The organism is Bacillus massiliigorillae, assembly GCF_000380245.2.
Classification (GTDB): Bacteria; Bacillota; Bacilli; order Bacillales; family DSM-1321; genus Bacillus_AD; species Bacillus_AD massiliigorillae.
Genome location: NZ_HG428743.1, coordinates 123,059 through 148,980 on the forward strand (window position 1 = coordinate 123,059; position 25,922 = coordinate 148,980).

General features: G+C 33.7%; 26 protein-coding genes and 1 other annotated feature. Of the genes, 12 read left to right on the forward strand and 14 right to left on the reverse strand.

Annotated features, from left to right (window positions below; genetic code table 11):
• Window positions 1–344 precede the first annotated feature (344 nt).
• Window positions 345–578, reverse strand: coding sequence for a hypothetical protein (locus TX86_RS19225; protein WP_042351393.1), 234 nt, complete (start codon window positions 576–578; stop codon window positions 345–347).
• A gap of 293 nt (window positions 579–871) precedes the next feature.
• Window positions 872–2,275, reverse strand: coding sequence for a MocR-like pyridoxine biosynthesis transcription factor PdxR (gene pdxR / locus TX86_RS19230; RefSeq protein ID WP_042351394.1), 1,404 nt, complete (start codon window positions 2,273–2,275; stop codon window positions 872–874).
• 176 nt (window positions 2,276–2,451) lie between these two features.
• Here pdxR and TX86_RS19235 point away from each other — a divergent pair, with 176 nt between their 5' ends.
• On the forward strand, window positions 2,452–3,153 hold the full coding sequence (locus tag TX86_RS19235; protein WP_042351395.1) for a GNAT family N-acetyltransferase: 702 nt from the start codon (window positions 2,452–2,454) through the stop codon (window positions 3,151–3,153).
• Between the two features lie 385 nt (window positions 3,154–3,538).
• Here TX86_RS19235 and TX86_RS19240 read toward each other — a convergent pair whose 3' ends face one another.
• The 5 genes from TX86_RS19240 to TX86_RS19260 form a co-directional block, all read right to left on the reverse strand.
• Window positions 3,539–4,324 carry a class I SAM-dependent methyltransferase gene (locus TX86_RS19240; RefSeq protein ID WP_042351397.1) on the reverse strand — a complete coding sequence of 262 codons (786 nt, stop codon included), beginning with the start codon at window positions 4,322–4,324 and terminating at the stop codon, window positions 3,539–3,541.
• Window positions 4,325–4,434: 110 nt separating this feature from the next.
• Window positions 4,435–5,328 (reverse strand): AraC family transcriptional regulator, encoded by an 894-nt coding sequence (locus TX86_RS19245; protein WP_042351399.1) that lies wholly within the window; start codon window positions 5,326–5,328, stop codon window positions 4,435–4,437.
• 316 nt (window positions 5,329–5,644) lie between these two features.
• Complete coding sequence (locus TX86_RS19250; RefSeq protein WP_042351401.1) at window positions 5,645–5,920, reverse strand: hypothetical protein; 276 nt, start codon at window positions 5,918–5,920, stop codon at window positions 5,645–5,647.
• A 145-nt stretch (window positions 5,921–6,065) separates the two neighbouring features.
• Window positions 6,066–7,076, reverse strand: a complete 1,011-nt coding sequence (gene trpS, locus TX86_RS19255) for a tryptophan--tRNA ligase (RefSeq protein ID WP_042351403.1) — start codon at window positions 7,074–7,076, stop codon at window positions 6,066–6,068.
• 55 nt (window positions 7,077–7,131) lie between these two features.
• Window positions 7,132–7,391, reverse strand: a binding site (T-box leader).
• Window positions 7,392–7,534: 143 nt separating this feature from the next.
• Window positions 7,535–7,969 (reverse strand): SMI1/KNR4 family protein, encoded by a 435-nt coding sequence (locus tag TX86_RS19260; protein ID WP_042351404.1) that lies wholly within the window; start codon window positions 7,967–7,969, stop codon window positions 7,535–7,537.
• 279 nt (window positions 7,970–8,248) lie between these two features.
• Here TX86_RS19260 and TX86_RS19265 point away from each other — a divergent pair, with 279 nt between their 5' ends.
• A complete protein-coding gene (locus TX86_RS19265; protein ID WP_042351405.1) occupies window positions 8,249–9,463 on the forward strand; it encodes an MFS transporter in 1,215 nt (404 codons plus the stop codon).
• A 471-nt stretch (window positions 9,464–9,934) separates the two neighbouring features.
• On the opposite strand, the gene TX86_RS19275 is transcribed toward TX86_RS19265, so the two are convergent.
• The gene (locus TX86_RS19275; RefSeq protein WP_081707767.1) at window positions 9,935–11,020 is read right to left on the reverse strand and encodes a DUF8606 domain-containing protein; all 1,086 of its coding nucleotides are present in this window, start codon (window positions 11,018–11,020) and stop codon (window positions 9,935–9,937) included.
• Between the two features lie 417 nt (window positions 11,021–11,437).
• On the opposite strand from TX86_RS19275, the gene TX86_RS19280 reads away from it, so the two are divergent.
• The 4 genes from TX86_RS19280 to TX86_RS19295 all read left to right on the forward strand — a co-directional run bounded on the left by TX86_RS19280 (window position 11,438) and on the right by TX86_RS19295 (window position 15,793).
• A complete protein-coding gene (locus TX86_RS19280) occupies window positions 11,438–13,123 on the forward strand; it encodes a DUF3981 domain-containing protein (RefSeq protein ID WP_042351409.1) in 1,686 nt (561 codons plus the stop codon).
• A 477-nt stretch (window positions 13,124–13,600) separates the two neighbouring features.
• Entirely contained in the window at window positions 13,601–14,803 is a 1,203-nt protein-coding gene (locus tag TX86_RS19285; RefSeq protein WP_042351410.1) for a GGDEF domain-containing protein, read from the forward strand.
• A 39-nt stretch (window positions 14,804–14,842) separates the two neighbouring features.
• Window positions 14,843–15,190, forward strand: a complete 348-nt coding sequence (locus tag TX86_RS19290) for a tRNA-binding protein (RefSeq protein WP_042351411.1) — start codon at window positions 14,843–14,845, stop codon at window positions 15,188–15,190.
• A 228-nt stretch (window positions 15,191–15,418) separates the two neighbouring features.
• Window positions 15,419–15,793: a hypothetical protein gene (locus tag TX86_RS19295; RefSeq protein WP_042351413.1), complete on the forward strand. Its 375-nt coding sequence runs from the start codon at window positions 15,419–15,421 to the stop codon at window positions 15,791–15,793.
• A 51-nt stretch (window positions 15,794–15,844) separates the two neighbouring features.
• Here the strand turns inward: TX86_RS19295 and TX86_RS19300 are convergent, their stop codons facing one another.
• A complete protein-coding gene (locus tag TX86_RS19300) occupies window positions 15,845–16,090 on the reverse strand; it encodes a hypothetical protein (protein ID WP_042351414.1) in 246 nt (81 codons plus the stop codon).
• Window positions 16,091–16,261: 171 nt separating this feature from the next.
• On the opposite strand from TX86_RS19300, the gene TX86_RS19305 reads away from it, so the two are divergent.
• Window positions 16,262–16,954, forward strand: a complete 693-nt coding sequence (locus TX86_RS19305) for a hypothetical protein (protein ID WP_042351416.1) — start codon at window positions 16,262–16,264, stop codon at window positions 16,952–16,954.
• Between the two features lie 413 nt (window positions 16,955–17,367).
• Here the strand turns inward: TX86_RS19305 and TX86_RS19310 are convergent, their stop codons facing one another.
• Both TX86_RS19310 and TX86_RS19315 read right to left on the reverse strand, forming a co-directional pair.
• On the reverse strand, window positions 17,368–17,808 hold the full coding sequence (locus TX86_RS19310; protein ID WP_042351417.1) for a cell wall hydrolase: 441 nt from the start codon (window positions 17,806–17,808) through the stop codon (window positions 17,368–17,370).
• A gap of 369 nt (window positions 17,809–18,177) precedes the next feature.
• A complete protein-coding gene (locus tag TX86_RS19315; RefSeq protein ID WP_081707768.1) occupies window positions 18,178–20,268 on the reverse strand; it encodes a HelD family protein in 2,091 nt (696 codons plus the stop codon).
• 266 nt (window positions 20,269–20,534) lie between these two features.
• Here TX86_RS19315 and TX86_RS19320 point away from each other — a divergent pair, with 266 nt between their 5' ends.
• Window positions 20,535–21,374 carry a helix-turn-helix domain-containing protein gene (locus TX86_RS19320; RefSeq protein ID WP_230203687.1) on the forward strand — a complete coding sequence of 280 codons (840 nt, stop codon included), beginning with the start codon at window positions 20,535–20,537 and terminating at the stop codon, window positions 21,372–21,374.
• Between the two features lie 131 nt (window positions 21,375–21,505).
• Here the strand turns inward: TX86_RS19320 and TX86_RS26810 are convergent, their stop codons facing one another.
• A complete protein-coding gene (locus TX86_RS26810; RefSeq protein ID WP_154663177.1) occupies window positions 21,506–21,682 on the reverse strand; it encodes a hypothetical protein in 177 nt (58 codons plus the stop codon).
• A gap of 188 nt (window positions 21,683–21,870) precedes the next feature.
• On the opposite strand from TX86_RS26810, the gene TX86_RS19325 reads away from it, so the two are divergent.
• The 3 genes from TX86_RS19325 to TX86_RS19335 all read left to right on the forward strand — a co-directional run bounded on the left by TX86_RS19325 (window position 21,871) and on the right by TX86_RS19335 (window position 23,604).
• Window positions 21,871–22,596, forward strand: coding sequence for a hypothetical protein (locus tag TX86_RS19325; RefSeq protein WP_042351419.1), 726 nt, complete (start codon window positions 21,871–21,873; stop codon window positions 22,594–22,596).
• A 282-nt stretch (window positions 22,597–22,878) separates the two neighbouring features.
• On the forward strand, window positions 22,879–23,382 hold the full coding sequence (locus TX86_RS19330; RefSeq protein ID WP_042351420.1) for a DUF6773 family protein: 504 nt from the start codon (window positions 22,879–22,881) through the stop codon (window positions 23,380–23,382).
• A 15-nt stretch (window positions 23,383–23,397) separates the two neighbouring features.
• A complete protein-coding gene (locus tag TX86_RS19335) occupies window positions 23,398–23,604 on the forward strand; it encodes a helix-turn-helix transcriptional regulator (RefSeq protein ID WP_042351421.1) in 207 nt (68 codons plus the stop codon).
• A gap of 93 nt (window positions 23,605–23,697) precedes the next feature.
• Here the strand turns inward: TX86_RS19335 and TX86_RS19340 are convergent, their stop codons facing one another.
• On the reverse strand, window positions 23,698–23,985 hold the full coding sequence (locus TX86_RS19340; RefSeq protein ID WP_042351422.1) for a hypothetical protein: 288 nt from the start codon (window positions 23,983–23,985) through the stop codon (window positions 23,698–23,700).
• A 111-nt stretch (window positions 23,986–24,096) separates the two neighbouring features.
• Window positions 24,097–24,645, reverse strand: a complete 549-nt coding sequence (locus TX86_RS19345) for a DUF4871 domain-containing protein (protein WP_052343766.1) — start codon at window positions 24,643–24,645, stop codon at window positions 24,097–24,099.
• 507 nt (window positions 24,646–25,152) lie between these two features.
• On the opposite strand from TX86_RS19345, the gene TX86_RS19350 reads away from it, so the two are divergent.
• Entirely contained in the window at window positions 25,153–25,866 is a 714-nt protein-coding gene (locus TX86_RS19350; protein ID WP_042351423.1) for a hypothetical protein, read from the forward strand.
• Window positions 25,867–25,922: the final 56 nt, after the last annotated feature.

The window sequence follows — 25,922 nt, forward strand, 5'->3', positions numbered from 1 at the left end:
TAACGTTTGAAGTTGAAGCAGGACAACGCGGTCCTCAAGCAACTAACGTTCAAAAAGGATAATTAACTTTTTCCTAGAAAGGGGATGTAATTCTGTAATCTACAGAGTTGCATCCTTTTCTCTTTCTCGAAAGAATTTTCAAAAACACTCATTACGAATTAACCAACCCATAATGCTTGGTAGTAACTAAACCTATAATTTAAAAATTTCAAACATATTCTGGAATACAGAAAAGTTTGAGATTTTTTATATCACTAACCTGCACCGTTAGTGCCATAAAAAAAGAGACTGCTTATTAGCAGCCTTGTTCTTCAGCTCTAGCACCCGTTAGTTGAAGAAGTCGGTTACTTTCCAGAGTTCTCATCAAAGGCTTTGCGTTTATGTTTTTCATTAATGATTTTTTTATTAAATATCCTAACTTCTCCAACCATTAGTAACCTCATATCTTCTACAATATACTTGGCTAACTCTTGGTCAGTGATGTTCTCTCCATCAATATCAAGGCGGAATTCTTGCCCTTGAAGCCCACCGCCATTAGTAAACTCCAATTCAAAGTCAAATTGAACTCTTTTATCCATTATAACCCTCCTAAAATATTGGCTGAAGCTCTCCTCAAAAGATTATGATTCAAGTACTTTGATAATTACCCTTTTGGCAACATGGATTTTTTACACCTTTCAACAGTTCTCAATAGACATATTGTAGATGGAAAAAACAATTACCTTCTTCAACTAACCTGCCACGTAGCTTCAGAAGAAAAAGACCATCAAATGATAGCCTTGATCTTTTACTAAAGCACCTGATAGTGGAAGAAGGATTAGAAATTAATATGGATAAACTCATTAATACTTGAAAAAATATATGGTATTATCTAGAGCCTCCAGGCTTCTTTTAATAACTTAATACCTTTATTAATTTCAGCTTCTGTTAATCCTCCAAAGCCAAGTAGGATTCTAGAACTCATAGTTCCTGTTACTCCGTTATAATATATTGATAATGGATAAACCTTTACACCGACGTTCATTGCAGTATTAATTAACTCATCTTCCTCCATATTGTTTTTTACTTCCAAAACAATATGAAGTCCTGATTTTTCACCAATTATGGTTACATTTTGTCCAAAATAATTGTTAATGGCTAACATTAATGTATTATGCTTTTTACGGTAAAGAGTTCTCATTTTATTTAAATGACTTTGCCAAAATCCTTCTTTCATAAAGCGATAAAGAGTATCCTGGTGAATACGGGAAACGGTCTGTTTATAAATAGTAAAGTACTCCATATATTTTTTCACTAGTGGAGATGGTAAAACCATATAGCTAATACGTATGGATGGAATTAAAGACTTCGAAAATGTACCTAAATACACAACTCTTTCCTTTGTACTCAGCCCTTGTAAGGACGGAATCGGCTTCCCTTTATATCGATATTCACCGTCATAGTCATCTTCAATAATATATCCATTCTCTTCTTCTGCCCATTTTATCAAATCCATTCTTCTTGAAATTGGCATTATCATCCCAGAAGGAAATTGATGAGACGGTGTAACATAAACAACATTTGCATCCGTATTTTTTAACTGGTTTATATTTATCCCATCTTCGTCAAGGGGTACAGAAACCGTATGTACTCCTAGATCTTCTAAAGTTATTCTTGTTCTATGGAAACCAGGATCCTCAAGAGCATAGATATGTTTTTTACCGATTAACATACTCAATAATCCAATAAGTATCTGTGTACCAGCACCAATTATTATTTGTTCCGCAGAGCATCTTACACCTCTGGAAGCATAAAGATAGGCTGCAATTTGTTCACGAAGAAGTTGTTCCCCTTGAGGATCTCCAATATTAAATAGTTCTCCCTGATCTACATATAATGATTGAACAGTTAATTTTCTCCAAATGTTATATGGAAAGTGTTTTAAATCAACCTTACCCGAATTGAAATCAATCTTGGTATTTACGTGTACTTTATTGGAAGCTACCTCCAATTTTTCTAAGCCTGTTTGGTGAATAATTAAATCATTATCAAAGGTTGTAACAAACATTCCTTTTCGGGGTTTACTTTCCACATACCCCTCTGCACATAATTGTTCGTAAGCCGACTGAATGGTGTTTAAGCTTACTTCAAGGTAATTTGATAAATTTCGTTTTGATGGTAATTTTTCTTTTGGTTTTATTCTTCCAGATAAAATTTCTTTTTTAATGTAATTGGCTAGTTGTATGTACATAGGTTTTTCATTTTTACTATCCAAAACAGGTGTTATCTCAATCAATTTTTCACTCCCATTTCAATACTGGTATCATTCAAATTGTCGTATCTGGCACTTTTGATTATACCAGTTTGTGTTTAAATAAAGGTAAAGGAGATGACTAAAATGGTTTTAACACATTAAATTCAGAACTCCTTCCATCTGTACTGTATTAAAATAAAATAAAATGTGGTGATTAAATGAGTCAGAGAATAAACAAATACAACCAACCAATTGGTGAGGAGTTGTCCAATTGGCAGAAAAGAAAATTCCCTTCTGATATGTATTATGTTGGAAAATATACTATTGTCACTAGACTATCTCGTACACATACTAAAGAACTCTATAACGCCTATAAAAATTCTCATCCTAGTAATTGGACTTATTTAACCGACAAACCACCATACAACTATGAAGAATTTGAACAAACATTACTAGAAAAAATAGAAAGTAGCACAAACATCTATTATGCTGTGTTAAATAAAGAGACAAACAAACCACTTGGGATATTTAGTTTAATGAGGATAGATCAGGCTAATGGGGTGGTCGAAGTAGGAAGTATTAATTTTTCGGATGCTTTAAGAAGAACCAGAATATCTACCGAAGCACACTATTTATTAGCCAAGTATGTTTTCGAAGAACTCCAATACCGACGCTATGAATGGAAATGTGATTCTCTTAATGTTCCCTCCATTCAAACAGCAAAACGTTTAGGATTTAAGTATGAAGGCACCTTTAGAAATGCCGTTATCTATAAAAACCGAGCACGAAGCACCGACTGGTTTTCAATGCTAATAGAAGAATGGCCTCTACATAAACAGGTATTAACTCAATGGTTGGCAGAGGAAAACTTTGATGACAAAGGAATTCAATTTCAAAGATTAGAAGCATTTAAACAATAAGAACAAAAAAATATCTTTCATTTTACGAGGTGCAAGGACGTTGTTTCTGTCCGCGTTACGCGAACAGAAACAACTCTCTCATCCAACGGATTCGTTCGAAAACTTTTTTCAATAAGAACATTCGTATGTACATTGCTGTTTCATTTACAAATGGTGTTCCACTCTAATTACTCAAATAAAGTATCCCTTACGAAAAATATTTGTTACAAACATTCGATAATTCATCATATATACCCTTCTTAAACTATCCTGCCCGTTAACGTCATAACAAATATAAGACTGCTTATTAGCAGCCTTGTTCTTCAGCTCTAGCACCTGTTTGTTTAAATGTAATTATTCACAAACTTTAATCTACAATAACTCTCAATATACATCTATATTTTGATTATTTATGTAGTTCGTAAAATATTTCTTCAGCACTATTAAAGTTAAAATCATTTTTAGCAAAATTTGTATATTTATTAGCGATTGATAATCCACTTTTTTCAATAATTCCATCCAATTCATTAGGTTTATACAGTCTCAAATAGAAATCTTCACACTCTTCACGAATATACTCGCCATCAACATAGAGTTGGTATACTCCCGTAGCATACATAATTTTTCGGTATGGATTATATGCAGATTTCCCTTTAGATAAAACTTCTACGGAACCTTTTTTTACTCTTTTCCCTTCTTGAAGCACTTCACTTTCAAACGTATACTCGTCAAGATCAGATTTATTATTCCGATAGTTAATATCCGTTTCAATCCCAAAGACTATGCAACCTGTTGGTTTTAAACTGTTTTTCATTACTAGCAATGCTCTGTTAATATCTTCATGTTCAGTTAGCAACGAAAAAGAAGTTGCTGCAATAAAAATAAGGTCATATTGCTCTTTTGGTTGTTCAAATGTAGCAAAATCACATAAATCAATTCTGGTTGATAAATTCATTGATGAAAGCTTTTCTTTACATCGAGCTATCATATCTTTGGATAGATCAAAACCATCAATATCGTAACCTTCTTGTAAAAAAGGAATTAAAAATCTCCCTGAACCACACATAGGTTCTAGGATTTTCATATTTTTCTTTGCAAATGAAAGCAAAAAATCCAGTTCATCTTTTGGCGCTTCTGGCTTATCAATATCATAAAACAACGAACATAATTCACCATAATAATATTTATCCATAAATAATATTTCCTCCTAATATCCACTCATTATTAACAGACTATTACTTAGAAATTACGATGCCTATTCCTAAGAAGATACTTTCAGGAACCATTTTTCATAATGAAAACTTATGATTTCTTTTTAATCGGGACATAAATTTCCATTACTGCATTTTCTAACCCATGACAGCGTTCATCGTAATATTCAAAATCTACTTTTGTTTCATCAAAAACATAATTACTTTCTTGAAACCATTCATCAAAAATGTATTTCCATGTTGCCTTTACCACTTCTGATAATGGATCTGCATCGTATGTTGCAGCTGTTGCAACATTGTCAACTGGCGGAGTTGTGAAAACTGCATATTCTGCTTCTGGAACATCGAATGTCATCATATCCGTCGTTACCTTTGAATAATCATCTACAATGACGCCGAACAAATATTTGACATTACTTTCGTCAGATGAAGATACACAAATTCCAACTTCTCCATGCTTTGGTGGATTCAATTGTTCATACATTTTATTCTCTAAATTTTCACCAGTATAAGTATCCCAATATGCAGCAATATCTTTCATATACCCATTCGAGATATTCGTTTCGATTCCATAACCAGCAACCTTAAAAGCAGATTTTTTAATAAAGGTAGGATTCATGTTAAAACCTTCAATCTTTATTATATTTTTGCTTGTACGCAAGCTACTGTTTCTTGCAATATAAACAGTTGGACTGTAACCAAATTCTTTCCGAAACGCTTTTGAAAATCCACTTGCTGTTTTAAAACCATAATCAAACGCAATGTCAATGATTTTTCTGTTTGATAGAAGTTCTCCTCTAGCTTGAATTAATCTTTTTTTACGGACATAATCCATAAGAGGTGTTCCCTGACACAAACTGAAAACTCTGCAAAAGTGGAAAACAGAATAACCGACATGCTCTGCAATTTCATTTGCGGTAAGATCTTTCTTGATGTGCATTTCAATATATTCGATACTACGCTTAATGTCATCACTATAATTCAATGTATCACCCTACCTTCTTCTGTATGGCAAATTTATTATAACAACTTGAAAAATGCGATGCTGTTCCATTTTTGCTAAAATGTCTGTTTGCATTTTTTGTTTGCTTTTTAAATTTCTATTTAAATAGCATAAAAAGAGATACTCCATAATGAAGTATCCCACTTATTTGTTCTATTAAATAGAAATCGCCATTTTTTCATTGTTTTCTTCTTTCGCTAACCTGTGCCAAGCGCTGCATAACAAAAAAAGACTACTAAATAGCAACTTTGATTTTCAGCGCTAGCATCCAATAGTTCTTCAACAATCCATTTTCAAATCAACCTTGATCTTTAAAGGTTTTATAATATTCATACACTAAGATAATAAACCCTAATAAAAAAAATATTACTCCTATCACAAATGGAAATCCTAAGAATAAAGAATCAACGACTTCATCCCCATATTGTTTTTCCCCAAAAATAGCAAACCACAATTTTGACTTGCCAGACCAGGCATTAATATGAGTTGCATATACAGCGCCTACTATAATAATACTTAGTGTAACTAGTAATCCACTTAACATTATAACTACACCAATGAAAATTCTTTTCAATAAAATCCCCCTAATATGTTCATTGTTTCAATACCTACTTATACCATTACATTCTTTATCCGAATTGTTTATTCCTTCTTTCGCTAACCTGCTCCATCGTTACATAAAAAAAGAGCTGTAATCACAGCTCCTACCCATCAACCCCTTAAATAAAATAATTAATGCCTATTGCTTCTCGTACTTCTTGAAGAGTTTCTCCTGCCACCGAACGTGCATTTAGACTTCCTCTTTTCAATACTTCAAACACGTAATCCAGATTTTTTTCGTAATCGTTTCGTTTATTTCTAATTGGATCTAATTCTGCTTGCAGTATATCATTCAAATATCGTTTTACTTTTACATCTCCTAAGCCCCCTCTTCGATAATGAGCTTTCATTTCCTCTAATGTTTCTTTATCTGAACAAAAAGCATCTAAGTAAGTGAAAACCGTATTATTCTCCACATTACCAGGGTCTTCTACTCTGATATGATTTGGATCGGTGTACATAGACATGATTTTCTTTTGAACCACATCTGGAGAATCCGATAAGTAAATCGCATTATCTAATGATTTACTCATTTTTGCCTTTCCATCAATACCAGGTAATCTCCCTAATCCTTTCTTCGGAAGTAAAGCAGTTGGTTCAACTAGCACTTCTTTTTGATAAATTGAATTAAAGCTTCTTACAATTTCTTTTGTTTGTTCAATCATTGGTACTTGATCTTCTCCAACTGGAACTACTGTTGCTTTAAAAGCTGTAATATCTGCGGCTTGGCTTACTGGATAAATGAGAAAACCAGCAGGCAAACTCTCGTTAAAGTTCTTTTCCTTAATTTCATTTTTAACAGTAGGATTTCTTTTAAGTCGAGAGACAGTCACGATATTTAAATAATGCATTGTTAATTCATTCAGCTCTGGTATTTGGGACTGAACAAAGATATTTACTTTAGAAGGATTGATGCCTACTGATAAGTAATCTAAAGCTACTTCAGTAAGGCTATTTCTAATTTTCTCAGGGTTTCTCGCATTATCCGTTAATGCCTGTTGATCCGCAATCATGATGAAACTGTTATATTGGTCTTGTAGTTGAACTCGATTCTTCAACGAACCTATATAATGCCCGATGTGAAGCTTACCTGTAGGTCGATCACCCGTTAATAAAATTTCCTTTTTCATATGCTCTACTCCTTGCTATTTTTATTAGAAAAAATAAAAAAACTCCGCCCTAAATTAATAGGACGGAGATTATTTCCGTGTTGCCACCTAGATTGTGCAATTATTATATATAAATATAATTACACCACTCATTATCAAGTACTAACATACTCTATCTGCTGTAAGGTGCAGCCCACCACTTAGATACTCTCTTTACAGATTTCACCTTGTTCCTTAGAGGTCCATTCAGTAAACTTCTTCTTGCTAGGCTCTCAACTACCCTAACTCTCTGTAATGAAGCTACGTTTAATTACTACTCCTCATCATAGGACATTGTAATTATTTTAATATATTTATTATATAAACACATATATTCCATAGTCAAATCCATTTCAACTGCTTGTTAAATTCTATTGCCCATTAACTACGTTATGCAACAAATCTAAATCTTGTTCTTCCCCTGTAACTTTTCACATCTATCAGTATTCCAAACGATCGGTTGACCATAACTCAATAAACTCTCTCAATGAGCCAGCTACCCAAATACGGCTGTCATCCTCGTGTCTCCACACAAACACTTGATCATTAGGAATCTTGCCATTCAGCACAGGAAAACCGAAGTAGTCACCATTCCCTGCATCTGAAATGAACAGTAGACAATCAAAAGGCATATATAAATCTAGCATTTCATCATCACGCAGCTCCAAGTTATGGTATATCATTTCACCGGTAGAATAAATGAGGGAAAAACCATCATGCTCGATGCCATCCGTTTCTTTAAGAAGGCTTACAATGTCATTTTCATCCTCTAGTTTCATATTCAGTGCTTGTTCAACATCCTCTAAATCACCAGTTGTTACACCTTTTTTAAATGTCCATTCTCCGGGAATTTTCTCTACAAGCTCTTTCCACATCTCTCCATACGCCCTTTCTAGCTAATATGATGACAGCTTATCATAGATTCATAGCGCCATTTGTGAAGATAGAAGCAGAATAATAGCAGTATAATGTTAAGAAGAGTAACAATGAGCCAATGGTTATTCAAGAGAAGCAGAGTGTAATCACTATGATTCCATCTATTTGATTTACAAAGTACTAGTTAGCTAGAATATAGTAATACGAACTATTTGAGATTGTTAATCGCTACGTTACAAGCCTTTATCATTTCAAAGGTAGAAGGGGTATTATCAAAAATGAAGTATATTCAACGTGGTACAGTTACTTTTCATAAAGTTAATTTGGCTTTATTCGCTGGTGGTTTTAGTACGTTTGCTATCATGTGGGGAACTCAACCGTTGCTACCGGAAATTTCGAAAGATTTCGATGTTTCCCCTGCAGTTTCAAGTTTAACTTTATCTGCTACAACCATTGCTCTATCCATTGCTCTTTTACTCGCAGGTTCCATATCTGAAGTATTAGGACGTAAATCCGTAATGACGGTGGCTCTCTTTGTATCATCCATTCTTTCGATATTAACGGCTTTTACTCCGAATTTTCATTTGCTACTACTAGGTAGAATTTTGCAAGGAATTACCTTAGCTGGTTTACCTGCAGTAGCCATGGCATATTTGGGAGAAGAGATTGAAGCTCGTAGTCTCGGTATGGCAATGGGCTTATATATTAGTGGTAATTCTATTGGTGGCATGGCAGGTCGTATTATTAGTGGGATACTTACAGATTTCTTTAGTTGGCATATAGCGTTACTAGGGGTAGGACTAATTAGTTTATTAGCTAGCGTTATTTTTCTAGTATTCTTACCGCAATCCGCCCACTTTAAACCTAAGAAATTCGACATCAAGCAGCTTACAAGTTCACTGTTCAAGCAATTCAAGAAGCGTAGCCTCGTTTACCTGTTTTTGATTGGTGGCTTATCCATGGCTAGTTTCGTGTCTTTATACAACTATATTGGATTTCAATTAATTGATCCTCCTTATTCGTTAAGTCAGACCCTTGTCGGGTTTATTTTTATTGTATATATCTTTGGCTCAGTAAGTTCGACATGGATGGGGATGTTATCTGATCGATATGGAAGAAAAAAAATATTACAACTTTCACTATTAATCTTGTTATCAGGCATTTTTATCACTTTGAATACCAACCTATTTATTAAAATTCTTGGAATTGCTATATTTACTTTTGGTTTTTTTGCCAGTCATTCTATTGCGAGTGGATGGGTCGGTAAAGCAGCTACTCACGATAAAGCTCAAGCTTCCTCGTTATATTTGTTCTTTTATTACGCAGGCTCAAGTATTGGCGGTACGGTAAGTGGAATCATCTATAAAAGTTTTGATTGGGCAGGTGTTGTTACAATGATTGTGGGGCTGACCATGATCACATTATTCATTTCGATTCTTTTAGGAAGAATTACAGAAAATAATCAAGAGATAAAAATGAAACATATAACTTGATTGCGATAAGTTTAGTACTTTAAGCGAGCACCAGTTGATTCACATTCTATTAGTTCATATGTTCATTCTGGAAGTATATATGGTGAAAAGAATGGCTAACTTTATAATCTATTCTCTATGGGCATTGTTTTTATTTGGTTTGTGGCTCATAGTGTCTCTTTTTCACGGTATGAACGATCAATGGTGGTCGTTTATTATCACAAATCCAGAAAAGGGTTCTATGTACATAGATTTTTCTTACCTGAAATTATTTCTTTTTGCATCTCTTTCTATTGTAGTCGCTTATTTTATTACAAAATGGATCAACAGGAAAAAGAAATAGAAGAAGCAACGAATGTTGGCTCGTTGCTTCTTTGTTTAGCAATGCTTCTCATAAAACTCATATAGATTGTAACGTAAGAAGCTTCTGAACTCTGCTTTTATTTAACTTTATTCATACTAACTTTCTTACAACTATATACAACGTAATCTTTAAATATTAAAATATGCAGTCACTTTCTCAATGGTAAATTGATGATTCAGCTTAAATGCCGTATTTTGATTAGCCTTAAGTCCTGGTGTTTTAAATGCTTCATTTAATGGTACTTTTGCTATCCATTTTACTTTTACTACATGCTCACAAAGCTCATCATTCTCTAAATCATGTTTCATTCCTTCAAAAATAGGATAATCTATTAATCTCTTAGTATTGTCATCCTGTTGATACACTACTTCTCGTAAAGGCTTGGCTTCCTCATCAACCTCTCCTATACCGATATAGCCAACCCCAGGCATCATACAAAAAATACGATTACCTTTTGATAAGTTATACAGTGTACGACTATACCAACTTCCATTACCAGCGCTCACAAACCCATATTCCATCGCATCCTGCCATGACCGGCTTCGTCCATCTTCAAAGTTGACAACATAATCATTTCCATTCCACTTTTCTTTCGCTCCCGACTTTTTGACTTGATTAGTCTGCTCTTCCACCTTATTCGGATCAATTAACCAACTACGTGAAATATATTCACTATCTCCATCCTTAAAGAATCTAAAGAATACAACGTTGATGGGCACGTCGTAATTGGACGAAAGATAATGAATAATACGTTCTGTCTCTACATCTAAATTCGATGCAACAATAGTAATTTGATGTGAATCATTGATTAAATCAGGTAATGAAATTTTAAACTTCTCTTCAAAAGCACTCTCTAAGTTTCCTTGCTGATTGTATTTCTCATATAATTCTTTAATGTTTGTACTATCCAAATTTTGTATCCACGATGCATAATCTAAAGTTTGCGCAACCACCTCTCGAGATGTTTGCGCTTTATTCAATTCAATAACATGGATAGTTCCTTCAACATCAATCGCAAGCATATCAATATATTTACCGAAGTCTGTTCTAATATGACGTCCAATGATTAATAACTCCTCATCCAATACATCAGGCGAATTCACAAGAACATTTTCTAATTTTTTCTCAGAATCAATCTGCAAAGAACTGATTGGTTTCGCATACTCACCATCTTGATTACAATCTACTTTCCAAAAACCTACTTCTAATGCCATTCTCTCCTGCCTCCTAAATATAATCTCTATTCTGAACATCATATATCAAACTGTAAAAGCCTAAATTAAGAAGCAAGAATAATATAGATTAAGCTATTCAGCTCAACACGCCCTTCTCTTGCTACATCGTATAAATTTTACCAAATTCCCCATAACATAAACCACTATATCTGATCAAATTGCCCTTACAAAGCTAAATAATGTTGTATCCAGCCCTGAAGTTTTGAGTTTACTATTAATTAAAACTTGCAAGTTTCATATATTCACACATGATTTCAAGATACCAACTAAAATTCAAATACGAAGGAAGGCCCTTTAAATATTTTAAAAAATTCCTAAAAGTATATATTATGGTATAATTTCAAAATAAATTTAGTGTATAGAGGATTCTTCTATATGTGTTGAGAGGAAGAAAAAATGAAATTTATCGTATTACTTTTATTAAGTTTGTGCATGCTTCCATTTTCAAAGGAAAGAGTGCTCAAACTCCCTTCATTCATCATCCCACTTTTGTTTTGGGTGATTGTAGGAAGCGTCGAATACTTCTTTTTGCTAGATAATAATGTGAGCTCCGTTCTCGTGTTTTATGCACTTTTGAGTGGCGTTTGTATCTTTTTATCTACATTATTTCCAGTTGTATTGGAGGCGTCGTTTACAAAGGAATTATTGATTAAGGTCGGGCTGTCATTACTACTTGGTCTTTCTTTTATTTACTTTGGTATGATTCATGGATTATTTACCGGTAAAGACCGATACGAGGCTGTTCATCATAAATCTGAGGAAATTTCAGAGCTGATTACAGAAAAAGACACACCGTTTGTTGTGCCACCTGAAACAGCTCGAAATAAGATGAAAAAAGTGTTCGGGAATATTGATCAAGTCAGCTACTATGAATTGGGCGAGCTGACACCTCAAAACGTAAATGGTGAATTTGTTTACGTTGCTCCAATCGAATCTTCTAGTTTTATGAAAGCAAGAAAAGCAGGTCATTTACCTGGCTATATTACGATGTCTGGAACAGATCCAGATGCTGAAGCAGAGCTGCATAACGGCTTCAAGATGAAGTATGCACCAAGCCTGTACTTTAGACATAATTTAGAACGTCTTGTACGAAAATCAGAGCCGAGTGTCATTTTCAAAGGAGAACCAACGTTGGAAATTGATGATGACGGTACACCGTATTATGTGATGACATATGGTAATTTTGTTTCAGGACGTTCTGGTTTCGATCCAAAAGGAGTCGTGGTCATTAACCCACAAACAGGCAAAGTGCAAAAATATACGACTAAGGATGCCCCAACATTCATTGATGGAGTGGTTAATGACGAGACCGCCGATTACCTAAATGAAACATTTGGAACAATGGTGCACGGTGTATTCAATAGTTGGTTTTCAAACACTGATGTGAAGGAGCCGACTTTTTACGGTGAATACGAAACGGTCACTCCGATTTTCGCTAAAGATGGCAGCATGTATTACTTCACTGATTTCACTTCACCAAAGGAAGAGATTGACTCTGCCTTAGGCTATTCCTTAGTTAATGGACGTACTGGAGAGGTTGTCTATTATTCAGGCAAACAAATTGATGGTGTCATGGACAGCAGTGGTGCAGTCGAAGTGGTCGATAACTCTTTCAAAAAAGAAAAATGGACGGGAACAATGCCTGTCTTATATAACATCTACGGAAATCCAAGCTGGTTAGTTCCAGTTGTCGATAATGGAGGCTTAATTCGTGCTTATGCGGTTGTATCGGGTACAAATGCAAAGGTATTTGCATCAGGCACGACCATTAAAGAAGCATTGAAAAAATATAATACAGCATTAGAGAAAAAAACAGCAATATCAAAACCATCTTCTGAAATCGGAAAAGAAAAAACGATTGAAGGTGAAGTATTACGCGTCTTTAAAGAAACACGAGAAGATGATGAAACAATAGTTTACATCTTGTTGAAAAATCAAGAAACCGTCTTTGTTGTTTCCTCCGTCGACTTTATCTACTCTAAGTTTGTAGAGGTTAATGATCGCGTCAAAATCACCTACAAAGAAACTGGCCAACTAGAAGTAGCCGTTTCTGATTTTGTGAATATGAATTTGAATAAATAAGAAAAACTTTTGAATTGGGACTGTCATTTTGACAGTCTTTTTTATGATTAAAGGTGCATGATACTTCCTCCAAGACTCATATGGGATTTTATGTTAAATTAAACAGAAATAAATTATTGCCTGTTAGAGGGACTAATTCTTTGAAAAATAAACGTATCTCATTAGATTTACTATTTACGTTAATATGTTTCGTATTATTTGCCGTAAATATGTTGTATTCAAAACAGTATTCTATCCTAATTTTAATAGGAATTTTAGGATTGGTTGGAATGAATTATTTTATATTCCGATTTTTTCTAACAGAATGCGAAATCAAATATAAGTTTTAATAGATCAAAAAGCAGTCTGACAATCTCCATATTTCTCAATAAAAATATATGATAAAATTATACCAAGAAAAGAAAAAATCATCATAAACCTTTTACAAATTGAATAGAGCAAGTCTGCTTTACACCATTTCAGGAGTAGAACATTTATATGTCGACATTCTTATATTTACAAATAAACATTATCGGAATCCTATTGCTTATCATCATGTATGTAAATGTTACACAATCCCATGCAGGAAAAAATTCTATAGACCAGAACCTCTTTAAGCTATTAATCTTATCTGTCATTGCTATCTTTGTGTTTGATAGTGGCATGTGGTTTATAGATGGTAAGACGTTTACATACGCAAAAGCAATAAACTATATCACCACAACTATCTATCTCATATTGAATCCTGTCACATGCTTTTTTTGGTTGCTTTACGGTAAACATAAACTAAGTGCGGAAACCAAGTTTACGATCAAGCATTTACAGCTATATTTGATACCTGTGATCATCAACACCATTTTAGTAATCGCATCGATAAAAACAGGATGGATTTTCTACATTGATGAAATGAATATTTATCATCGTGGAGACCTTATGAATTTCACAGCTATACTGCCTTTTAGCTATTTCTTTATCATGTCTTATATTGTGCTCAAACAATCACGTAAGAAACAAAGCATCATTTCAAAGGAAATGTATCGTTATTTTTTCTTGTTTCCAATACCGCCTATTCTTGGAGCGATTATTCAATTGTTATACTACGGTGTATCACTCATTTGGGTAGGCATGCTCATTTCGACCTTCATTATCTTTATCCATATTCAAAATAAGCAAATATATAAAGATAGTTTAACAGGCTTATATAATCGACGTTTTTTTGAAAATCAATTGAGGAATCCCTTTATGCCAACTCAAAAAGGAAAGCATTTATTTACACTCATGATTGATATTGACAACTTTAAGACCATTAATGATACATATGGACATTTATCTGGAGATTTCGCTTTAATTGAAGTCGCAAATACGTTAAAAGCCGCCTGTATCCGAAACGATTATATTGTCCGTTATGGTGGTGATGAATTTTTTGTCCTTGGTTATTGTTCCGACAAGTTACATCTTCAAAAGAAAATAACGACTATTGAAAATGAAATTATACAAAACAACTCACAGAATGACTTACCGTTTTCAATTTCAATAAGTATTGGTCATTCTATTTCTACTGAAAGTGAACGCAACACTATAACAGCTTTAATGAAGAAGGCTGATGACAGTATGTATGAGGTAAAAAAAAGAAAGAAAAACCGCCCAAAAAGCGATTCTTGTAATGAAAGAGTTACTTCAAACTGTAGACCGTGTCAATAATTTTCCAAAATACAATAAAAGTAATAGTGGAGGGTTAACATGAATACTGTAAAGCCAGAAATTAGCATAAAAGATTTGGAGAAAATTGATATTAGAGTAGGGACGATACGACTTGTTGAGGATGTTCCAAAGTCAGATAAACTTGTGAAACTGCAAGTTGATTTTGGTTCTTTTGAGCGTACGATCTTAGTTGGCATGAAAAAGGAACGAGAAAATCCAAAAGAAGTGGAAGGAAAGCAAGCCTTGTTTGTGGTTAATTTGGCTCCAAAGCAAATGTTTGGCTTAACTTCACATGGGATGCTCTATGATATAGGATATGAGGATGGAATCATTCCCGTTTTGGCAACACCTGAGAAAGAAGTTCCTAATGGAACAAGAGTAGGATAGCAAATTCTAGTATTAATCCAACTGATTGATTCATACTGTTTGTTAAATAAACAATAGTTTACAATCTGAAGCGATTCTTATTATAGAATCGCTTTTTTCACATAGATGTTTATGAAAGGTATGTCCTACTTATTAACCTTTTTCTCAAAAAAAATCATGCATCTCATACTTTTTTCACAAAACTATATTAAAATAGTAAATAAGTGATAAAGAAAGCGATTTCGTTTTTTGAAAAAGGAGCAAACATCTATCATACTAGCTGCTACTATTCTCTTAATAGGTTCATTTGTTTTACTAAATTTAGGCCAAAACAAGAAAATAACGTTTATAAACCATGCAGATTACGCTACAAATACACTGTATTTAAAAGATGAAATCGGAAATATTCTCAAAGAAATACCAGTTATTAATAAGCAAACAAAGATCAGTATTCCATTAAACGATATCGATTCAAATAAACAACTTTTTTTAGGCTATTATTTTAATGAAGAACAAGCATATGCAGGAGCTGAAATCAAAAGTAGCCAAGAAAAACTAAAGAGCCCGAACATTGTCATTCATACGGTGTATAAGGATGGACAGATGGAATGGGATATTAAATAAAGGATCTCATCAAATCACGAGGCTCTTTTCTCCGTTCATCCACCATTCTTATTAGCTCAATATATTCAGTTCCACATCTAGTCCCAAAACAATAAGCCCTAAGCCGATTAATAAGTACAGCGTTAGAAAGCTAACGCCTGACATAATATCACATACAAAATTAAACAAACAAAATGTCGCTTCTTTAAAGCCTCCCTGCTGATACGACTCTTTATATTCTTTCTTATAATCCTTGTAATAATAAACTAATGAGGTAACAATCACTGCTAGCCCCAATACTATTAATGCATACCCCATCTATGCCACCCTTTTATTATTTCGAAATATTAATTTCCATATTACTACCTTTTTAGCTATAATAGTAGATAAACTAATTCTATAGGAACGAAGCTTACGGCTTAGAAGGTTTTTATTTAAGAATTATTAATTACATCAGAGGTTTTTATACTTCAATTAAAGGAGGCTACAATGAGTATCAAACTCATTTTAAGTACTATAGGGATAACAGCTATTATTTTATTTGGTTTCTATTATAAAAATCAAAATAAAGATATAGCAAATATGAAAGAAATCACGAACAGACTCACTCAATCTATATCTTTTAAAGATCATATTGAAAGTGCCGAAGCTCAATATGAAAACATGAAACAAGTCATTACTGTAAACATAAACCTTTCAGATACATTCGATGATTTAAATGAATTAAAACAGTTTAGTATTTTAGAATACTACAACAAACAACTTAGATATTTTATGCGAAATGGTCCATTCTCATCGTCTTTATATGGCTCTCAACTGCACCTACAAGCACAGACTACTCAAAATAAATATAACTTATCTAATCATATTCCAAATAAACAGACTTTTACCAAAAACCAAAGTACATATTATAAAAATGGAGAAAAAATATACACATCAGGAATGTTCAAGCAGTTTATGAATCAATATTGGGATACTCAGCCTGACATTATCCAAGATTTTGAAATACTTAACTACGCAACACAGTTTTACAACACACTCACTCGATCCGGTAAATACTTTAACGCCAAAGTAGATGCTCCAATTATTCTAGACGCTATTAGTAATAAGTTTGATATTAGCGCTGAGGATTTCGATAAGCTCTATCAAAAATATCAATTAGGCTTACAGGATGCTCTATAGGTTATCATACATTCAGCTAATTTACGTCAAAAAAAGGAACTGTTAGGACAGTTCCTTTTTTATATGAATGCTCCAGTTTCTACTGGCAAATTGAGCCTATACTATATACTTTTGCATGTTATTTGAACGAAAAATCACGCACCTCACCTTTTTTTCCTAATTATACCACATCTCAAAATATTAAATATTTTACATAATAGCTATTGTACAAAGCAAAAAGAGCCCTAAAACAGGCATATAAAAAAAAGAGAATTGCTACGTATAACTTGTAGCAATTCTCTTTCTTTTTATTTCGATTTATCCCATCTTACTTCCCTGAAAATTACTTTTACTGAATATAGGCTACGGTTATGATTTGAAGTTTTTTTCAACTTTAACAGTGAAGGGATATCTAATACTATCTCCTAAACAACCTAACCAGAATAAACACTTGGACATGTGTCAGCTATTGGTTCATAAAAACAATGATTTTTAAATTGACCAGTAAAGGGTTGATTGTACCATGTTGGTGGGCAAGGAGCATGTGGATTGAAATACCAAAGGGCAAATTTCGCTGGATGGTCTCTCCAGGATTCTAAATTCCGTCTTGCTAATCTTCTTTCAGAATCTCTTGCTCGTTGATAAAACACATTCCCTTTTTGAACAGCTTCAAAAGAATAATTTCCTCCCTGTACCTGAAAGATGACATCTTCAATGGTTCTTACATCTTTGAAGTCTAAACAATCGGCTACAGCACGATTCACAATGACATTGCCAACATATAACATCCCTTGTACGCCTTCACCCTCGGCTTCTGCCCTCATCATCCTTGCCATTAAACTAACGTCCGCATCTCTGTATTTAACTCTCGGCATTTTCTCACCCCAAAAATATAGTATGAAAAAAAGCCTACATTGATGTCATATTTTACAAAATATGCATATTACATTTATGCTAAAACCATAAAAAAAGAACGGATTTTTGACTATCTCAGCCTATTCATTACCTTAAGTCAAATACTCTAATAGAACGCCAAAAAGCCCTCACACAACGTCTGAGGTCTTTCTTTGTTAATTTAAAAGAGTGGTTAATTTATCCCGTTCAAACTGGTGCTAAGACTCCCACTTCAACAAGGTAGTGAATGCACATAGACGAGTAAGTGCGAGATCAAGCACCAGTAAGAACCCGATTGGTTCAACTAATAATCGGTGGGGGATGAAGGAAAACCCCCACCAATTAAAGTTTCACTTTATCAATTTCGTCAGCTCACCATCATAAATCAAAGTTAATCGGTGCATAGCACGGGTACAAGCGATATACAATAGACCTCGATCATATTCGTTATAATAGGTTGCTTGATTAACCGAAGTGATAATGACTTCGTCAAACTCTAAACCTTTTGACATTTGAATGGATGTAATTGTAATGCCACTTGTAAATTTGTCGCTATCTGGTGTTAGCAAATGGACGTTATACTTCTGGCAAAGTACATCATAAAGTATCTTTGCATCCGTATTTGTTTTTGTAATAATCCCCATTGTAACGTTGTGGCTTTGTAAGAATGCGTCTATATGGACCTTAATTTGTTCCATTTCCTCTTGTTTAGTTTGACATTTAATTAAACTAGGCTCCTCACCGTGGCGCTCAACGGGCTCTAGTTTTGAGACAGAAAGAACTCTTTTGGCGAAATTGATAATTTCATAGCTAGAGCGATAGCTTTTGTTTAATTCAACAATCTTCCCTTCCACATATATGTCTCGCATAAAATCGAGTGAATGAAGATTGTTCGGATTAATGGCTTGGCCAAAATCACCTAAAATAGTTTTATTGCATTTAAACAATAGATTCATCACTTCATATTGTATCGGTGTATAATCCTGCATTTCATCAATGACTAAATGCTTAATATTTTTGTTTTCTTTCATACCTACGAAAGAAGAATGTAAGTACATAAAAGGATACACGTCAGCCCACTCCAATGTTTTCTTTTCAGGCATCACAAAGTAATCTGGCTTGTTTATATGTCGGAAAAATCCTTTATATAAAGCTAACGTATTCTTCACCGTAAGCATAGAAGTCAAACCTTTGAGTATCGTGCGCTCCCCTGGCAATTTTTCATTGTAAATATTCTCTGCTACAAATTTATTGTGTATGTCATTAGCAATCTCTTCTAATCGTCGTTTGATAGAATATCTCTTATATGCTTTATAGCGCTTCCATATCCAAGCAGACGTCGCAGTAAATCCACCATACATATAATCTGACGGAGCAAAAATAGCATCTTCAACATCATCCATATAATCGTCCAGCATAATAATAAAATCTAAGGTTGATTTGAAGCGTACACGTTCAGCCCAAGACAAATCATTAGTCTCTAGTGAATCTTTATCTAACTCAAAGGAAATGACACCATCTAGCTGATCTTTTGCAACGTCAACAAAGCTCATTTCAAGGATAGGTTCCTCACCAAGCTCTGGCAATACACTTGAGATATAATCTCCGAACACTTTATTTGGAGATAAAACAACGATATTCTCGGCTGACAAAGTATCCTTAAATCGATATAACAAATACGCAATCCTATGCAAGGCTATAGATGTTTTACCTGAACCAGCAACTCCTTGAATCACCATCGTTCCAGCCTGTTCATTTCGTATGATTTGGTTTTGTTCTCGTTGTAAAGTGGCTATAATGCTTTTCATCTTTTCGTCAGAGGTACTACTCAATTCACGCTGTAGCACATCGTCTTGAATATTCGTCGAGCTTTCTAATACATACTCCATTTCCCCATTTCGAATCTTGAATTGTCTTTTTCTAGTCAATTCACCATCAATTCTCCCTATCGGAGCGTCATAACCAGCTCTCCCAACCTCTACATCATAAAACATACTGGCAATTGGGGCACGCCAATCAAATATATGTATTTGATCCTTCTTCCCAAATGTAAAACGACCAATATAGTAGACTGCTGTTTCAGAATCACCATCTATCCGAAAATCTATGCGTGAAAAATAGGGTGAATCTAATAGTTTTCTTAACCTCTCTCTTTCCTTAGTCGCAATAACCCCAGGAATTTCAATATTTTTTAAAAATAACTCATTCTGAAATAACTCTTTCGGATCGATTTCATGTCGGTACTCTGCCATGTACCGTTTAAATTCATTGTATTCTTTATCGTGTCTCTCTACCCTGTTAATAGATTCTTGCAATTCGTCACCTATAAAAACTAGCATATTTTTAAGGTGTTCTACTTCTTCTGGAAAAGGAATGGGCGTCGATCCACGATTCTCGTTTTTGGGGTCAAGGGCTTGCTTTCTATTTTTATTTGATTTCATTATGAATCTCCTTCATCATTTTTCCAAAGCTCTTTCATTCTGCTTGTAAGTTCATCTTTTAAGTAGAATAGCAAAGTATTTCTGCCCTGTTTTCTTTAATCTTGCTATGTATGATTAAGAGAAATAAAGGCTGAATTTTCCAAGGAGAATTGGAAAATATTCTTGCACTGAAAAACCGCAAGAATGAGCAAAAACTTACTAAAAATAAATGATATAATTCACTAGTTAACAATAATGTAGTCTTTAGTAGAAGGGCGGGAAGTTACTTGAATAAGAAAATTGAGATGATTAATAGAGCGATTATGTTTATGGAGAGTAACTTGCATGACAGGCTAGAATTAACTGACGTTGCAAAGGCTGTTCATTATTCAAAATATCACCTTCATCGCGTTTTTACTGAAACGGTGGGGCTAACTATACATGATTATTTAAAACGAAGACAACTTACTGAAGCTGCGAAACAGCTTGTTTTTTCAAAAAAAACAATCGTTACGATTGCCCATCAAGCAGGATATGATACACAACAGGCATTTTCGACTATTTTTAAAGCGATGTACAAAATGTCACCCAATAAATTCAGAGAAAGCAAAGAGTTTTACCCATTACAACTGGCATTTACATTTAATGATGATGTTGCTTTGGAAAGTCGTAATTTAATAGATAGCCCAACTATTCGGATGGCCATAAAAGATGATATCCCCACTTGGATGGATTTAGTCCGACTTGTTGTGGATGGTTTTCCTTGTTTGAATGAAGAAACATATATGGAGGTGTTATCAACATATATCCATATAAACCAAGCATTCATACTAAAAGACAATCATATTGCAATTGGAATAATGATGATTAGTTATACCAGAGGAAGCATTGACTTTTTAGGTGTGCATCCCCTGTACAGAAAGAAAGGTATTACTGAAAGATTTATAGAAAAAGCGACAAATGAACTGTTAAAGAATAAAACAGTTAGCATTACGACATACAGAGAAGGAGATAAAGCCGATACTGGTTATCGAAAAGCACTAAAAGAATTAGGTTTTTCAGAGGATGAGTTATTAGTAGAATTCGGATACCCTACTCAACGATTTACATTAGAAAGGGCTATTTAGGTGAAAAGAGATTCTTCATAGCAAAGAATCTCTCGCATTCGTATTACACTGAACCAGTTTTGAACAGATTCCTATATAAAAATCCCAACCCTATCCTTATTGCTAAAGATAAGCTTGAGATTTCATTTTACTTATTCGCTTTGATTTCTTAATTTAAACAATTGCACTCCAGAAGCTAACGCTCCAATAAATCCACAAACTAAAAAAATATATTGAACAAACAAAGATGTTGATGCAAATGTTCCAGAAAGAACATTATTTAAACCAACTCCGAAAATAGCTGCGCTACTTACAAGCGACAATATCATTTTATTTCTCAGCTTCCCCCTCCCCTTTCACCTTGAATATATTTCCAGAAATATGTTAACACACTAACAATTTAGTTTACAATAAAATCGTCTTACACCTGCATTTCTCACTTTCACCATATTCTCTTCATAGTAATTTCACATTTACATGACAAGATATACTGGTAATCTAACAAGTAGGTGTATGTATGAATAGCAATATCGTTAAAATTTCATTATCTTTTCTACTAGGTGTTTTACTAACACTTTTGATTGTTTTGGGTAGTATATCACTTCAGAAAAAGGTCTTTACTCAAGAAGTCGAAAGTTTAATGAATCTAGATTTAGACCTTTTTAGTAATAATTTTTCGGACTATACTATTACGTTTGACACAACGTCCATTAAACTTAATCTTAGCCTCACTGAGAACTTTCTTAATCTTACTGTAGGAAAACAATTTATAGCCTTTTCTCATTTTTACAATTGGTTAAGATTTAATCTTGTAACCAAGTACGAGTATATCTCTAGGTCTCTATTGTCAAAAAACATTCAGTTTGAGGGAACTATGAATGAGCATATATTTTTATATGAAGAACATCAATTTGATAATAATTTTTTCTCAGCAAATAATGGCGTCCTGAAAATTAACGATAAAAGCTACACTTATAAAAGTATTAAAAATCTAGAGAGTAACATAGAAATTTTTCAAGCCCCTAATCAACATAATCGAACTTCCAATGGTTATTTAGAAACAGACATCCTAGAGTTCATGAATAATTTCTTCAAATTAATCACCAAAAACTCCAAAGACATCCAATCAAATGATTTTAATCTTGCTCGAGAAGCAGCGGCAACAAAATTTGATATGACAAAAGAAGAAATTGATATCATTTTTTTAAGATGGTTCTTCTTTCTAAAAGAAGTCAATTTATAAAAAAAGTTCTATTACATTTACCCACTGCATATGAAAAAGCAGAGTTCCAATACAAAAATCCCACTATTGAAATTGCTCTCGATTTGGCTCCAAAATATAATAATGTATTAGATATAATACGTAAAAGAACTCGCTTTCCTTAACGGGAAAAGCGAGTTCTTTGTTCTTTACTTCAATCAAGTAATGACATAAATATTTTATTTTATGCAATATATATATTGCATAAAGATATATATATATTATAATAAAGGTAAGGAGTAACAATCTTGGAGGGTGATTATAATGATGCTATTAAAGCGTACTCACAAAGTAAAAGATGAGCGAATTGAAAACACTCGAAATATGATTTACAAAGAGCTTTATCATATAATAATGGCGTGCTGTGTTATTAGCATGTTAGTTAAAACGTACAAATATGGGATTGGCAACCAAGACTTCGTCTTAGAATATATCATCATTTTTGGAGGTAGTCTGTATTATCTAGCTCGTTCGGTTTCTCTAGGGGTATTCTCAGATGAGGTTGAAATGCATGATCGTCAAAGTAAAACACCACTGAGTAAAAAGACATTGTATGGTAGTATTGGTTTTGCTGTTGTAATGTCAATTGTAATGGGGGTAAACAGTGCCGTTTCTTATGCAGAGGGCAGCTCTCAAGGATTATGGTATTTCACTTTAGTTGCACTTGTTTCTATTTTGATTTATTTGCCGTTTTTGTTACTGTTAAGTGGTGGGATTTTCTATATTTCAAAGAAAATCAGTTCTAAAAAACAGGAAGATGATAAATAATTGTAGGTGTTTAACGTGAAAAATATAAAATTGAAGTTAGCGAGAGTGGAAAAGGATTTATCGCAAGAAGAACTCGCTACGTTAGTCGGGGTTTCCAGACAAACTATCGGGCTAATTGAAGCCGGAAAATACAATCCATCACTGAATTTATGTATTAAAATTTGCAAAGTGCTATCACGTACATTAAACGATTTATTTTGGGATGAAGAGACAATCGAGTAGAATGCATGAAGAGGGTGTTTACGATAGTGAACACCCTCTTCTATTTGTAGTACTACCTTTCTTTCATGAATAAAACACATTGAAAGAATCCATTTACTCTTCTTTTGTCAATCCACGTGTAAACAAACCTATCAACACAACAATAATTCCATTTATGAAAAACAAAAAACTATACATCATAGCAATCATAGCTGCTCCAAATCCACCTGAATCAAAGGGAATTACGGATGAGAACGTTACAAAAAAGACAATAGGTGAAAGAAGCATAACCACAATCCCTGACCAAATTCGTTTCCTTTTACTGTCCCCTGAGATTTTAAACACTAGAACATTTGTGATTCCTAACAACACGAGGATTATTAAGAAAAAAAGCAATTCCAACGCAATCACCTCTTTTTCTAAATTTCAACATATTATTCTAGCCTACACCGTTTGTTACATGAGAAAAGGAACTGTCATCACAGCTCCTTCACATATTAAACAGATCAATACTTATTTTTGATCTTCAACTATAACCGTAACACTCCCGAACAACTTATCATTAATATAGGCATCTAATGCCCACATACCACTTTTCGTAAATTTCATTGATGTTGGAGTGTGGTTATCAGCCCCGTTAAGTGGACCACCTAAAGAGTTATCTTTAATTAATTCAACCTGTTCAGCCGTGTCTTTATGTATGGCTTTTACAGTAAACTTCCCACTTAACTTGGCAGCACTTCCCCAGAAATACCAAATATGCTTTTGTGGCTTATTCGTATAAAACTTATCATTTAAATCAAATGAAACTCCTAAAAGATTAGGCGTTCCAATTAGTGACGAATTGCCGTTTTTAAAGTGTTCACTCTCTTTCCAATCACGACCTACAGCAAAAGTCGCTTTACCTTCACTTAACTTCTCAGGAAGACCTGAGGACGATTCATTATTCGTTTGCTTTTGTTCCTCTTCTTTTGGTTGGATCTCTTCAGCTTCATTTTTCTCAGAACACCCTGCTATAGCTAAAAGAAAGACTGTTACAGCAAGAAAAAGGAATTTCTTCATAATCATCACCCCTCACTTATATTTTACACAATATTCCAATTGAGTCTATTGACCATTTCTATATTTGCGTTTTAAAATCCTTCTACCTCCACACCTCGCATACAACTATTCAATTGTTCATATAATGTATCAATGTGTACAAGCAGTCTGACAATCTTAATTGGAGGTATAACAATGACGAACAAGGAAATGCATTCTTGAATCTCTAGAACAAATAAAAACGATGTAAATGTAAATAATAACTTTAGTTTATCTATTCATTTCGGTGATTCACTTAATCTACTCGCTTTACTAGTAGGCTTCTTCGTCTTAATAAAAATCTCTAAACAAAAAAGGGTTAAGCAGAATATAAAGTAAGAATGATAATGGCAGAAGAAATTTTTAATCATCCAGCGTTAATCCCTCGATAATAGATATCTGTACGCTGTTATTTCCAATGTTCACCTCTATATCATATCTACTTTCTCTGATATAATTTACCCTATTCAAAAAATAGGTGAAATATATATGTTAAAAGAAAGACTAGCTATTTGCACTATTTTCTCATTATTACTAATCTTATTTATTTACTTCGCAATTGATCGGATAAAAATTCAAAACCTAAAAAATATTACATTGGAAACTATACACTCTAAATCTTTCAACAACGTCATTGAAAGTGCTAATGTTGAAAGGAATAAATCAACCATTACGATTCGTATAGAGTTGGTAGACCCGTATGATGATTTAAAAGTAATTGAGCAATACGCTGTATTTGAATACTTAAACAGACAAATCCGTCACTATTTACTGACGGGAACATTCCAAAATTCATTTTATAATTATGACTTTAATATATTTGGGCGGACTAAGCTGAACAACTACCTCTATAGCAACCCTGTTACTCAAAAAGGGCTTGCCCATGCTACTGAAAGCACATTTAAAATAAATGAGCAGAAAGTCTATAACAAAAGAACATTCCAAAATGAAATTCATAAGTTTAGGAGAGAAAGCCTTATAAGTAACCGTGAAAAAGAAATTCTTCAATATGCAGATAAAATTTTCATGTTAATAAGCTCGGCAGGAAAGTATCACAATCATAAAATGGACTCAAAAATTGTATTAAATGCACTGGAAAGAAAGTATGGAATGTCCAGCGATGAATATGAAGCTCTTATCGAAAGAAACTATTTAGGAAAAGGCTATGGTCAGTTAGTTCATATAAATGCTTCAGAAGAATGAAGCACCTGTTTTTTCCTTAAGAACTTATAAGTAATAAAGAAAAAAGCTATCCTAAA

What these genes read in the sequence shown, in the direction of transcription:
- TX86_RS19325 (WP_042351419.1), top strand. Translation starts at nt 21,871, where the DNA reads ATGAATAGCAATATCGTTAAAATTTCATTATCTTTTCTACTAGGTGTT.
- TX86_RS19350 (WP_042351423.1), top strand. Translation starts at nt 25,153, where the DNA reads ATGTTAAAAGAAAGACTAGCTATTTGCACTATTTTCTCATTATTACTA.
- TX86_RS19330 (WP_042351420.1), top strand. Translation starts at nt 22,879, where the DNA reads ATGATGCTATTAAAGCGTACTCACAAAGTAAAAGATGAGCGAATTGAA.
- TX86_RS19240 (WP_042351397.1), bottom strand. Translation starts at nt 4,324, where the DNA reads ATGGATAAATATTATTATGGTGAATTATGTTCGTTGTTTTATGATATT.
- TX86_RS19260 (WP_042351404.1), bottom strand. Translation starts at nt 7,969, where the DNA reads ATGTGGAAAGAGCTTGTAGAGAAAATTCCCGGAGAATGGACATTTAAA.
- TX86_RS19315 (WP_081707768.1), bottom strand. Translation starts at nt 20,268, where the DNA reads ATGAAATCAAATAAAAATAGAAAGCAAGCCCTTGACCCCAAAAACGAG.
- TX86_RS19265 (WP_042351405.1), top strand. Translation starts at nt 8,249, where the DNA reads ATGAAGTATATTCAACGTGGTACAGTTACTTTTCATAAAGTTAATTTG.
- TX86_RS19225 (WP_042351393.1), bottom strand. Translation starts at nt 578, where the DNA reads ATGGATAAAAGAGTTCAATTTGACTTTGAATTGGAGTTTACTAATGGC.
- TX86_RS19345 (WP_052343766.1), bottom strand. Translation starts at nt 24,645, where the DNA reads ATGAAGAAATTCCTTTTTCTTGCTGTAACAGTCTTTCTTTTAGCTATA.
- TX86_RS19300 (WP_042351414.1), bottom strand. Translation starts at nt 16,090, where the DNA reads ATGGGGTATGCATTAATAGTATTGGGGCTAGCAGTGATTGTTACCTCA.
- TX86_RS26810 (WP_154663177.1), bottom strand. Translation starts at nt 21,682, where the DNA reads ATGATATTGTCGCTTGTAAGTAGCGCAGCTATTTTCGGAGTTGGTTTA.
- TX86_RS19310 (WP_042351417.1), bottom strand. Translation starts at nt 17,808, where the DNA reads ATGCCGAGAGTTAAATACAGAGATGCGGACGTTAGTTTAATGGCAAGG.
- TX86_RS19305 (WP_042351416.1), top strand. Translation starts at nt 16,262, where the DNA reads ATGAGTATCAAACTCATTTTAAGTACTATAGGGATAACAGCTATTATT.
- trpS (WP_042351403.1), bottom strand. Translation starts at nt 7,076, where the DNA reads ATGAAAAAGGAAATTTTATTAACGGGTGATCGACCTACAGGTAAGCTT.
- TX86_RS19235 (WP_042351395.1), top strand. Translation starts at nt 2,452, where the DNA reads ATGAGTCAGAGAATAAACAAATACAACCAACCAATTGGTGAGGAGTTG.
- TX86_RS19280 (WP_042351409.1), top strand. Translation starts at nt 11,438, where the DNA reads ATGAAATTTATCGTATTACTTTTATTAAGTTTGTGCATGCTTCCATTT.
- TX86_RS19275 (WP_081707767.1), bottom strand. Translation starts at nt 11,020, where the DNA reads ATGGCATTAGAAGTAGGTTTTTGGAAAGTAGATTGTAATCAAGATGGT.
- TX86_RS19290 (WP_042351411.1), top strand. Translation starts at nt 14,843, where the DNA reads ATGAATACTGTAAAGCCAGAAATTAGCATAAAAGATTTGGAGAAAATT.
- TX86_RS19285 (WP_042351410.1), top strand. Translation starts at nt 13,601, where the DNA reads ATGTCGACATTCTTATATTTACAAATAAACATTATCGGAATCCTATTG.